Source organism: Streptomyces sp. NPDC000880 (assembly GCF_053599675.1).
Genome location: NZ_JBSFMS010000033.1, coordinates 47,800 through 59,344 on the forward strand (window position 1 = coordinate 47,800; position 11,545 = coordinate 59,344).

9 protein-coding genes and 1 pseudogene are annotated in these 11,545 nt (G+C 69.4%); 6 read left to right on the plus strand and 4 right to left on the minus strand.

Going from position 1 to position 11,545, the window contains the following annotated elements; genetic code table 11:
* Window positions 1-35: 35 nt before the first annotated feature.
* From ACWDO5_RS14130 to ACWDO5_RS14140, 3 genes and pseudogenes are all read right to left on the minus strand, one after another.
* The gene (locus ACWDO5_RS14130) at window positions 36-761 is read right to left on the minus strand and encodes a phosphatase PAP2 family protein (protein WP_450530546.1); all 726 of its coding nucleotides are present in this window, start codon (window positions 759-761) and stop codon (window positions 36-38) included.
* A 249-nt stretch (window positions 762-1,010) separates the two neighbouring features.
* Window positions 1,011-2,015 carry a C40 family peptidase gene (locus tag ACWDO5_RS14135; protein ID WP_450530547.1) on the minus strand — a complete coding sequence of 335 codons (1,005 nt, stop codon included), beginning with the start codon at window positions 2,013-2,015 and terminating at the stop codon, window positions 1,011-1,013.
* Window positions 2,016-2,102: 87 nt separating this feature from the next.
* Window positions 2,103-2,908 (minus strand): annotated as a pseudogene (locus tag ACWDO5_RS14140) (SAM-dependent methyltransferase).
* Between the two features lie 397 nt (window positions 2,909-3,305).
* Between ACWDO5_RS14140 and ACWDO5_RS14145 the strand changes: the two are divergent.
* From ACWDO5_RS14145 to ACWDO5_RS14170, 6 genes are all read left to right on the plus strand, one after another.
* The gene (locus ACWDO5_RS14145; protein ID WP_450530555.1) at window positions 3,306-3,614 is read left to right on the plus strand and encodes a hypothetical protein; all 309 of its coding nucleotides are present in this window, start codon (window positions 3,306-3,308) and stop codon (window positions 3,612-3,614) included.
* Between the two features lie 159 nt (window positions 3,615-3,773).
* Entirely contained in the window at window positions 3,774-4,628 is an 855-nt protein-coding gene (locus ACWDO5_RS14150) for a hypothetical protein (RefSeq protein WP_450530548.1), read from the plus strand.
* On the plus strand, window positions 4,618-5,934 hold the full coding sequence (locus ACWDO5_RS14155; protein WP_450530549.1) for a hypothetical protein: 1,317 nt from the start codon (window positions 4,618-4,620) through the stop codon (window positions 5,932-5,934). Before ACWDO5_RS14150 ends, ACWDO5_RS14155 begins: the two co-directional genes overlap by 11 nt.
* Window positions 5,931-7,490 carry an SCO6880 family protein gene (locus ACWDO5_RS14160; RefSeq protein ID WP_450530550.1) on the plus strand — a complete coding sequence of 520 codons (1,560 nt, stop codon included), beginning with the start codon at window positions 5,931-5,933 and terminating at the stop codon, window positions 7,488-7,490. The genes ACWDO5_RS14155 and ACWDO5_RS14160 overlap by 4 nt, the downstream gene beginning before the upstream one ends.
* A 17-nt stretch (window positions 7,491-7,507) precedes the next feature.
* Entirely contained in the window at window positions 7,508-8,920 is a 1,413-nt protein-coding gene (locus tag ACWDO5_RS14165; RefSeq protein WP_450530551.1) for an ATP-binding protein, read from the plus strand.
* Between the two features lies 1 nt (window position 8,921).
* Window positions 8,922-10,823, plus strand: a complete 1,902-nt coding sequence (locus tag ACWDO5_RS14170) for a type VI secretion protein (protein ID WP_450530552.1) — start codon at window positions 8,922-8,924, stop codon at window positions 10,821-10,823.
* Window positions 10,824-10,844: 21 nt separating this feature from the next.
* Here ACWDO5_RS14170 and ACWDO5_RS14175 read toward each other — a convergent pair whose 3' ends face one another.
* Window positions 10,845-11,393: a GNAT family N-acetyltransferase gene (locus ACWDO5_RS14175; protein ID WP_450530553.1), complete on the minus strand. Its 549-nt coding sequence runs from the start codon at window positions 11,391-11,393 to the stop codon at window positions 10,845-10,847.
* Window positions 11,394-11,545: the final 152 nt, after the last annotated feature.

The following is an 11,545-nucleotide window of genomic DNA, read 5'->3' on the forward strand; positions in this document are numbered from 1 at the left end:
GGCCCCGTCGCAGCGGGGGTCGCGCGTCCCGTCGGTCAGGCCGCGAGATCGCTCTCCCCGGCCCCGGACCCTTCGATCCTCGGCTCCGGGATGTCGAGCGTCTCGTGCCGGTCCGCCGAACCGGCAGCGGGCACCCGCTTCGACCGTACGAGGCGGCCGATCCGGTCCGATCCTGCGGCCGCCGACACCACCGGCGTAAGGAGCGCCAGCGCGAGGGGCGCGAGCAGCAGGGCCACCGCAGTGCCGAGCGCGAAGCCGCCGACCACGTCGGTGGGGTAGTGCACGCCCGTGTAGACCCGGCAGAAGCCCTCAGCCAGCGCCAGACCGATCGCGGCGAAGCCGAACTTCCGGTGTGCGACGAAGAGTCCGGCCGCGAGCGCCATCGCCATCGTGGCGTGGTCGCTGACGAAGGAGTAGTCGGTCTTGCCGGCCACCAGAACCTCGATGCCCCGGTGGTCGACGAACGGCCGCGGTCGCTCCACGAAACCGCGGATCGGGATGTTGACCAGCAACGCGATCCCGGCGGCCAGCGGCGCCCAGATCAGTCCGGCGACCGCCACGACCGAATCCTCGGCGGTGCCGCGCCGGCGCACGCTCCACCCGCACAAGAGCACCACCAGGACCATCGCGAGCATGATCCCGTACTCGCCGGTGAACTCCATGGTGCGGTCGAACCACGACGGGGTGTCCTTGGCCAGACCGTTGATGTCGTGGAGCAGGCTGAGATCGGGGTTCAAACCGTCCGACGCGAGTCCAGCCATCTGCTGCGGCCCCTTGCCTTGTCGCCTGGCGCGGCGCACCTGCCGAGTGCGCCGCCTCTACCAACCCCCGTGGTCATTACTGTGTCTGCTGCATGGTCAGTGCGGCTGTCCCAGTCCAGGGAACGGCCTGTTCCCTCTGTACGTTCCACTCTCCACCGAACGATCACCATGACGTTATCGAAGAGTGACACGTCGTCGCAGCTCAGGGCCTTGGCTTAGCGGAGAGTTCCGGCCACGTACGACGCTTCATCACGCTTCCGGGAGGTGCGTGGGCAGCGCATTCGCGCCATCCTTGGTGACTCTCGTCGCGCCGAAGTAATCCGGGGTGTCGATCTTGTCGAAGCGGATCACGGCTCCGGTGTACGGCGCGTTGATCATGTATCCGCCACCGACATAGAGCCCGACGTGCCGGATGGCCCGCGAATTGGTGAGGTCGTCGGAGAAGAAGACCAGATCACCCGGGAGCAGCTCGCCGCGCGAGGGATGCGGACCGGCGTTGTACTGATCGTTCGCGACCCGCGGCAGCTCGATGCCCACCGTCCGGTACGCGGCCTGGGTCAGCCCTGAACAGTCGAAACGTCCGCCCTGCTCAGGAGTGCCGTTGCCGCCCCACAGGTACTTCGTGCCGAGCCTCTGCTGCGCGAAGTAGATCGCGCCGGCCGCCTGCCGCGACGGCTCGACCCTTCCGACCGGCTGAGCGAAGCTCTTCTCCAGGGTGCGGATGACCTTCACGTAGTTCTGCGTCTCGCGGTACGGAGGGACGCCGCCGTACTTGATGACGGCGTACGCGCCCGCGTTGTACGCCGCGAGCATGTTGTCGGTCGGGTCGCCGGGCGCCTTTTTGACGTATCCGGCCAATTCACAGTCGTAAGAGGCAGCAGACGGAATCGCGTCTGCCGGATCCCAGACGTCGCGGTCCCCGTCGTTGTCCCCGTCCACGCCGTGCGTCGCCCAGGTGCCGGGGATGAACTGCGCGATGCCCTGGGCCGCGGCCGGGCTCTGCGCCCTGGGGTTCCAGCCACTCTCCTGGTACAGCTGGGCGGCGAGCAGCGCGGGGTTGATGGCCGGGCAGAGGTTGCCCCACTTCTGTACGAGCGGCTGATAGAGCGCGGGCACGGCCCCCTTGGCAAGCCCGACAGCCCGCCCGCCGCTGCCGTTCGCACCGCCCATGAGCCCGGCGGCCGCGGAGTAGGTCCCGACGACAAGCAGCGCGACGAAGCTCAGGCAGAGCCCGATCCCGACTCCACTGGCCATCCAGACTTTTCGCACGCCCTCAACCCTCTCCCATCCGGGCCGCGTCCCAGCCCGCTCGCCGACGGTTTGCGTTCCGCGGCTTACGTTCTACGACTTGCGTCCGACGCCGCCGAACATGGCGACCTCGTCCGGTTCTTCCCCACCGGTTGCCTCCGGCCGCCAGCGCGAACACGACACCAGACCGGGCTCCAGCATGTCGAGCCCGTCGAAGTACCGGGTGAGTTGCTGCGGGGTGCGCTGGGTGAGCCGGGGTGTGCCGTGCTCGTTCCAGAAGGCGACGGCGGCGTCCACATCGGGCATCGCCGGGCTGGTGATGGTGTGGGAGAGAACGAGATGACTGCCGGCGGGCAGTGCGTCCATGAGGCGGCGGACGATTCCGTACGACTCCTCGTCGTCCTCGACGAAGATCACCACTCCGAGCAGCATCAGCGCGACGGGCTGCGAGAAGTCGAGCGTGCCGGCAGCGCGTTCCAGGACGCTGTCGACGTCGCGCAGATCGGCATCGAGGTAGTCGGTCCGCCCCTCGGGCGTACTGACGAGCAGGGCGCGGGCCTGCGCGAGGACAAGAGGGTCGTTGTCCACGTACACGATCCGCGCCTCGGGCGCCGACCGCTGAGCCACCTCATGGGTGTTGTTGGCACTGGGCAGCCCGGTCCCGATGTCGAGGACTGCCGGATGCCGACATCCGCCGCCAGATGATGCACGGCCCGGCCCAGGAACAGCCGGTCGGCGAGGGCGTAGTCACCGATGCCGGGGTGGAGCCTGCGAATCTGGTCCCCGGCTTCGCGGTCGACGAGGTAGTTGTCCTTGCCGCCGGTCCAGTAGTTCCAGATACGGGCGGTGTGGGGGCGCGTGGTGTCGATCCTGGCCTGTAAGTGCGCGTTGTCGGTCACACGGTCCAAGATATCCAACTCGGCGGAATCCAACTCGCCTCATCACGGCCGGTGTTGGAATGAAGGCGAACGATCGGCCCCGCCGTCCGCACACTCTCCCCCAACCCCACCGCGGCCTCGGGGCGGCGTGGGAGCGCGCGACGCGCCGTAGCGTCCCCTCGCTACAGTCATTTCCCGGAGTCACTCCCGTGATACACAAAGTGGCCATAGGCGCTCATCGCGCTGTCCCGATCCGTGCCGCCGCAGGTCAGGACGGTGGGATCGGTCATACGTGCGGAGATCGGGTAAAGAGACCCGCCAAGTCGGCTTACGCGGACGACTTCATCAGCGAAGATAGAACGACGGCCCGTGCCGAGGGGCAGGGGCACTGAACAACCCAACAGGGGCGGTGAGTTACATGATCCTGGCAGCCGGAAAAGGCGACATCACCACCATCATCGGTGGAATCGCCCCGAACTGGGGGCCTTTCGGGAGCCTGGGGAACGAGGCCCGAGTGATGGTCGAGGTGGTGATGGCCATTGCCATCCTCCTCTGCCTCGGCATCGCAATCTGGGGCGCGGCCAAACAGCGCATCGGCGCGACGGCACTCCGCGACACCTTCAGCGCCGAGCAGGGCAAGGGCCTGATCGTCGCCGGGCTGACCGGCGTCTTCATCATCGGGTCACTGGGGACCTTGTTCACCATCGTGTACGGGATGGCTGTCTGACCGTCCGTCCTCTCCGAGCGTGCCCGGCCCACCCTTTGAGGTTGCGTCTCCCTGATGTCGAGTCACCAACACCGCGCCCGCGCGGGAAGCAGCACGACTACCGTCGTACTACGTGTCGTACGGCGCGGAACTGCGAATGGTTGAGGGGGCGTACGCGAGATGAGCCTCGGTGACGAGCACGGCTACGGCGGCGAGCCGGGCGGCCGCACGGACGAGGGCTTCGGCGGCTCGGGCCAGACGCGGACGCGCCTGCCGGGCGGCGGCGACACGGACGTCTACGGCGGCGCGCGCAGACCAGTGCGGAGCTCACGCTCCCTGATCGCGGTGGTGGGCGTCGTAGTGCTGCTGATCGCGGCTATCGCGTTCGCGAACCAGGGCGGGGGCAACGGCACCCCGTCAACGACCGACGCCAAGGGCACGGGGACGGCACCGACGGCGGCGACCGGGGTGCGGCCGGTGACGGGAAAGAACGGGGCGATTCCGTCGGGGTTCGCGAAGGACGAGCAGGGTGCGCAGAGCGCGGCCTCCAACTATGCCGTTGCGCTCGGCTCTGACGGCATGTTCAAGGCTGCCAGTCGGCACGCAATCGTCGACACTGTCTACGCTCCCGCGGCAGCGGCCAAGCTGAAGGGGCCGCAGGACGCCGCGTACTCCCCCGCCTTCCTGAAGAAGCTCGGTCTTGACGCCAACGGCAACCCGCCCGCAGGCAGCACCTTCGTATCCCGCACGATCCCCGTCGGCACCAAGGTGGTGAGCTTCACCGGAGACAGCGCCAGGGTGTCGATCTGGTACACGGGCCTGATCGGCATGGCCGGCCCTGGTTCCACCGACCCGGTGAGCACCACGTGGAAGACCTGGACCTTCGATCTGCAATGGGCCAGCAACGACTGGAAGATCATCACCGACTCCCAGCAGGACGGCCCTGCCCCCATCCCTGGCGACATCGCGGCCTCCAGCTCGGACGAGATCAGCAAGGCTGTTGAGGAGTACGGAGGCTTCACGTATGCCAGGTAGTCCTCGCTCCCGAGCCGGCGCGGCCATCGCCACGCTGACGGCCGTTCACACTGCGGTCTTTCTCTTCGCCACGCGTGCGGCCGCTGCGCCCACTCCGACGCCGACGCCGACCAAGAGCAACGACCCGTGCGACCTCTTGATCGGACCGGCCAAGGAGTACTGCAACAACGGCGCCCCCGGCGGCGCAACCCGCACCGGTCCTCCCGACCCCACCACCGCCCTGGACCCCCTCGCATCCCTCGCCCGCGGCTGCGCCGACGCCGCCGTCTGGACCGTCGACACCCTCTCCAAAGCCGTGAAGTCCACCGCCACCGTCGACTTCACCAACACCGCCTTCCTCTCCCAGTACGCCATCGTCTTCGCCGCCGCCACGATCCTCACCCTCGTCCTCTGGCTCCTCGCCGTCGCCAAGCGCGCCATCCGCGGCGTCCCCCTCACCACCGCCATCTCCGAAGCCATCGGCTTCCTCTGGCTCACCGTCCTCGCCTCCGCCTTCACTCCCCTCATCCTCTACACCCTCGTCTCCGCCACCGACGGCGTCACCGACGTCATCGCCGGCGGCACCAGCGGGCAGACGGACATGTTCTTCGGGAACTTCTCCGCCGCCCTCAAAAAGGGCACCGACATCGGCGGCGGGCCGATCATGCTGATCGTCGTCTCGCTCGTCACGATCCTCGCCGCCGGCGTGCTCTACCTCGAGCTCTTCATCCGCGCCGTCCTCCTCTACGTCGGCGCCCTCCTCGGCGTCGTCGTCTACGCCGGACTCGTCGACAAGAACATGTGGGGGCACGTACGCCGCTGGGCCGGGATCATGATCGCCGTCATCCTGGTCAAGCCGGTCATCGTCATCGTCCTCGGACTCGCCGGCGCCCTCTCCGCGGACAAGGGCCCCGACTCCTTCTCCGCCGTCGTCTCCGGACTCGCGATCATCCTGCTCGCCATCTTCGCCTCCGCGATGATCTACCGCTTCGTCCCCGGCTTCGGCGATGAGATCGCCGCCTCCCGCAACAACCGCCTGCAGAACGGCGCCGAGAACGCCGCAGCCGCCGTCATCAGCTCCCCCGCCGCCCTCGTCTCGCAAGGCATCAAGACCCACAGCAGCCGCGGCAACCAGGGCGGCGGCGACAGCAACGGCAGCGCCCCACGCCCGGCCAACCCTCTCAGCGGAGGCGTCGCCGCGCACAGCAGCCGCAACCCCGGAGCGGGCGGGGGATCTGCCCCCGCCGCGCCCCCACCCCGTAGCAGCACACCCGGCACCAGCACCCCGCACAGCAACCGCAAGACCACAGGAGGTGGAGGGCGTTGACGACCCAGTCCCAACCGATCACGCCCCGCCGTACGTATCTCATCGGCCGGGCCCGGCCGAACGCGATCGTCGGCAAGAACCGCGAGACCGGCGAGATCGCGCTGATCATCGCCGGCGCGTTCCTCGGCATGATGAGCGGGCTGCTGGTCCCCGTCCTGTCCCTGCGGATCGTGCTGCTGATGGGCTTCCCGCTCCTCGCCCTCGCCGCCGTGTACGTCCCGTACAAACACCGCACCTTCTACAAGTGGTTCGAGATCAACCGCAGTTACAAGCGCACCCTGCGCAGCGGCACCGTCTACCACTCCCCCGCCGCCGAGGCCGGCACCCGGCTCGACGGCCGTGAGATCGAGGTCGGCCCGCCCCCGGGCATCGGCCGGATCAACTGGCTCGCGGCCCCCTTCGGCCCGGACGAGATCGCCGTACTGCTGCACGCCGACCGCCGTACGGTCACCGCCGCCATCGAGATCGAGGGCCCGGGCGTCGGACTGCGCGACAGCGAGGACCAGGAGGCCCTCGTCGACCGCTTCGGCACGCTGCTGAAGCATGTGGCCAACGGCGACGGCTTTGTGACCCGCCTTCAGATTCTGGCCCGTACGCTGCCTGCCGACCCCGACGCGCACGCCAAGGACGTCGCCCAGCGCGGCGACCAGCAGTCGCCCGGCTGGCTGCGCGACTCGTACGACCAGCTCCAGTCGATGGTCTCCACCTCCAGCGAGCAGCACCGCGCGTACCTCGTCGCCTGTATGCACTACACCCGCGAGCTGGCCGCCGAGGCGCACGCCATGGCGCGCGCCGCCCGCCACGCCACAGGTTCGAAGTCGCGGAAGCTCGACAAGGACACGGGCCTCGCCGTCGTCATGGCCCGCGAGCTCACGGACATCTGCGCGCGCCTCGCCGAGGCCGACATCCGGGTCCGCCAGCCGCTCGGCCAGGGCAGGCTCGCCTCCCTCGTGCACTCGATGTACGACCCCGACCACCCCATCGACCACATCCAGGCGATGACGAAACGCAACGCCTGGCCCGCCGAGCTGGACGCCATGGAGCCCACCTACCTCCAGGCGAAGACCCGCGAGTCGTCCACCCGCGCGCCCTGGTGCCACTCCACCGCCTGGGTGAAGGAGTGGCCGATGACCCCGGTCGGCGTCAACTTCCTGGCGCCGCTGCTCGTCCACACCCCCGATGTGATCCGTACGGTCGCGGTCTGCATGGACCTGGAGCCCACCGAGGTCGCCATCGAGCGAATGCTGACCGAGAAGACCAACGACGAGGCGGACGCCAGCCGCGCCGCCAAGATGAACCGGACCGTCGACCCGCGCGACATCGCGGCCCACGGGCGACTCGACCAGAGGGGTGAAGATCTCGCCAGCGGTGCGGCGGGGGTGAACCTTGTCGGGTACATCACAGTGTCTTCGCGGTCGCCGGAGGCGTTGGCCCGCGACAAGCGGACGATCAGGGCCTCGGCCGGCAAGTCGTATCTGAAGCTGGAGTGGTGCGACCGCGAGCACCACCGTGCCTTTGTGAACACCTTGCCGTTCGCGACCGGCATCCGACGCTGACGAGAGGGCAGTCCGCCATGCGAGATCCACTGTCCGTCTTCACGGATGCCTTCACCTCCTTCCTGTTCGGGAAGGTGGAGACGACCCGACTTCCGGTGCGTACGTCCACGGGCCAGGCACAGGCCGTCTACCTGCCCACCGCCGCGCCGGGCCTCGGCGACTCGGGCGTGATCATCGGCCGCGAGGTGTACAGCGGAAAGGGCTACATCTACGATCCCTTCCAGCTGTACGGCCAGCAGCTGCCGGCGCCTCACTGGCTGGTGCTCGGCGAGTCCGGGAACGGCAAGTCGGCGCTGGAGAAGACGTACGTGCTGCGGCAGTTGCGCTTCCGCGACCGCCAGGTGGTGGTGCTGGACGCGCAGGGCGAGGACGGGGTCGGCGAGTGGAATCTCGTCGCCCAGGAAATGGGGATAACTCCCATCCGGCTCGACCCGATGACAGCGCTGGACGGCGGGATCCGGTTGAACCCGCTGGACCCGGCGATCACCACGACCGGCCAGCTCGCGCTCTTGAGGACCATCATCGAGGTCGCGATGGGGCACGGCCTGGACGAGCGGTCCGGCTTCGCGCTGAAGGTGGCGCATGCGTACGTCAACGAGACGATCCTCGACCGGCAGCCGGTGCTGACGGACATCGTGGACCAGCTGCGGCACCCCGAGCCGGAGTCGGCCGTGGCGATGAATGTCGACATAGACGACGTACGCGCGTGGGGTCTGGACGTGGCGCTGGTGCTGGACCGGCTGGTCGACGGTGACCTGCGGGGCATGTTCGACGGCCCGACGACGGTCGGAATCGACCTCGACGCGCCTCTGATCGTTTTCGATCTCTCCCACATCGACCGCAACTCCATCGCCATGCCGATCCTGATGGCGATCGTGGGTGTGTGGCTGGAGCACACCTGGATCCGTCCCGACCGGAAGAAAAGGATCTTCCTGGTCGAGGAGGCCTGGCACATCATCAACAGCCCGTTTGTCGCCCAGCTCTTCCAGCGCCTGCTGAAGTTCGGCCGCCGCCTTGGCCTTTCCTTCGTGGCCGTGGTCCACCACCTTTCGGACGTGGTCGACGGCGCGGCGGCTCGGGAGGCGGCGGCGATCCTGAAGATGGCGTCGACGCGAACGATCTACGCACAGAAGGCGGACGAGGCGAGAGCGACGGGACGGGTGCTCGGCCTGCCGCGTTGGGCGGTCGAGATCATCCCTACGCTCACCCCCGGCATCGCGGTCTGGGACGTCAACGGCAATGTCCAGGTGGTCAAACACCTGGTGACGGAGGCGGAGAGGCCACTGGTCTTCACGGACCGGGCGATGACGGAATCCTCGGGGCCCGCGCTGCCCGAGGACGTAGCGGCCGCGGAGTGGGAGGCGGAGCAGCGCGCGGCCCTGATCGAGCAGCAGCAGCTGGGCGCGTCCTCCGAGTCGACGGTGGCATGACATGCGTCCCCGTCACCACCAGCCCGAGGACGAACGCGGGATCCCGGACGGCCTGTTGGTGGGCCTGCTCGGCTTTCTGCTCGGCCTGACACTGCTGGTCTGGACGGCGACGGGTCTGGCGGGCGTACTGGCGCACGGCGCGTGGCCGAAGGGCGTCACATTCACCAGCACGCCGCTGGCGATGCGCGCTCTGGCGTCGGACCCGCACGATCTCCCGGCGGCGTGGCCACAGACGCCGCCGGCGGAGCTTTCGGGCTACGGCCTGTTCTGGGGCCTGGCGATCGGCGAGCTGATGGTGCTGGTGGTCCTGACGGTATTCACCCTGGGCACGCTGGCCCGCTGGCGAGCGGTCCGCGCGGGACAAGTGCCGGGCAGGGCGGTGAAGGGGCGCGCTGCTGCGTCGGGCAGGCGCTTCGGGGCGGGACCCAACCGGCGCGAGGGACAGGCCACGGGCAGCTGGGACACTCCGACCGCACCCGCGGCGGGCGGGTGGGAAAAAACCAGCCCGGCGGGCCACGGCGAGGACGCAGGCCCGAACCTCGCACAGCCGGTTGAAGGACCCCCCGCAGGCAGTGTCACAGCCGCAGCCCCCAACCCCCTTACGAAACAGGGGGCGGGCGGGCAGGACCCCACACCCGGCCCCGACCCGGCGCAGCCGGGTAACGGCCGCCGCCAACCGCAGGTCGCAGGCCAGACCACAGGCGGCTGGGAAGCCACCCCCGCAGGGGCCGCAGGCTCCAATCCACTCGCGGCAGGGGGCGCGGGCGGACGGGAGAGCACCCCCGCCGACCGGCCGACGGCCGGCACGGTCCACGGCGAAGCCGCAGGTCCGAACGCCGCGCAGCCGGTTGAAGAGGCGGGCAGGTGGGCAACCCCCGCGGGCAGCCTCGCAGCCGCGCACCCGTCCCCCGGGCCCACGGGCCCCAATCCCCTTGCGGGGCAGGGGGCAGGCGGGTGGGAAACCCCCGTCTCCGCTCCCCGAACTCCCCGCCTCCTCTACGGCGACCCCGCCACCCGTCGCCCCACCACCGTTCAGGCCGTCCTCGACGCCGACGGTCCCGCCCTCGTCGTCACCTCCGACCCCACCGTGTGGGCCGGGACAAAGGACGCCCGGGCCAAGCTCGGCCCCGTCCTCGTCTACGACCCCGGGCACCTCTGCGACACCCCCGCCCGCCTCCACTGGTCCCCCACCGCACACTGCGAAGACCCCGCCACCGCTCAGGCACGCGCCACCGCCCTCCTCGCCCCCGTACGCCCCCGCGCCCTCCTCGACGCCGCCATGGCCGACACCGCCGAAACGCTCCTGCGCTGCTGGCTGCACGCCGCCGCCGTGGACGGACACCCGTTCAAACAGCTCCACCGCTGGGCCCTCGGCGGCGGCGCCCACGACGCCGTACGCATCCTCCGTACGCACCCCAAGGCCACCGCCGGATTCGCCGGCCTTCTCGAGTCCGCGCTCACCGCGCACCCCGAACGCCGCGAGATCGCCCAGCAGTTGGTGGTACGCGCCCTCTCCGCCCTCTCCTCGATCCACATCCGCGAGGCCTGCACCCCGAACCGAACAGATTCGCTCACCCTGGAATCTTTTATCGACGAAGGGGGCACGCTTTACCTGGTGGGGGAGCCCATTGAGGACCCCCGAACCCACCCCGGCGCAATGCCTCTGCTCACCGCACTGGCCTCAGACGTGGTCGAGCACGGCCGCCGCATGGCCGCACGGTCATCCGACGGTCGGCTCGACCCACCAATGACGCTCGTCCTCGACGACGTCGCCGCCGTGGCTCCGCTTCCCCGGCTTCCGGAGCTGCTGGCAACCGGTCAGAACCAGGGACTGCCGACCCTGGTCCTGCTCCGCTCCGCCGAACAGGCGCGCGCCCGCTGGCCCGAGCCACTCGGCCAGTAGCAAAGACCGCCCTGAAGCCCCCTACCGCAGAACCTCGAGTTCCAGCTCCCGCGCCGCGGAATCACCCGGCACGGGCACGGAGTCCCCGCTCGCAACGAACCCCATCCTCCGGTAGAACGCCGCGGCCCGCGCATTGCGCTCGTGCACATACAGCCGCACCCGCTTCACCGGCGGCCCGGTCAACCCCCACGACCACTCCATGGCCGCCCGGAACAGCGCCTCCGCCACACCCGCGCCACGCGCCTCGGGTCGTACGAACACCGCGACCACATGCGTCTGGTCGACCTTCGCCGCCTCCCCGAACCGCACCTCGCCCGCCGGCCGCTCGACCAGCACGGTGACCGTGCCCGCCCACTGCCCGTCCGTCGCCTCGGCGATGAACTGCCGCCCCACGACCCCCTCGGCGGCTCTGGACGTGCGCTCCTGCCAAAACCCGTCGGGCCGCTCAGCGGCCTGCTCGTAGGTCTCCAGGAAGGCGATGGGCGCGGCGGGATCACGCAGGGAGGCAAGCCGGATCTCCCGGGCCTTCGCCCACTCCTCGGCGCGCACGGGCCGAATGACATAGTCCATCTCCCGATACTGGCTGCGCTGCGCACCTCTGAGCAACGCGGCTCAAACGCAAAAATGCCTCAGTCCCCGGACAGGTCCGGGGACTGAGGCTAAAAAATGTTCGGCGGCGTCCTACTCTCCCACAGGGTCCCCCCTGCAGTACCATCGGCGCT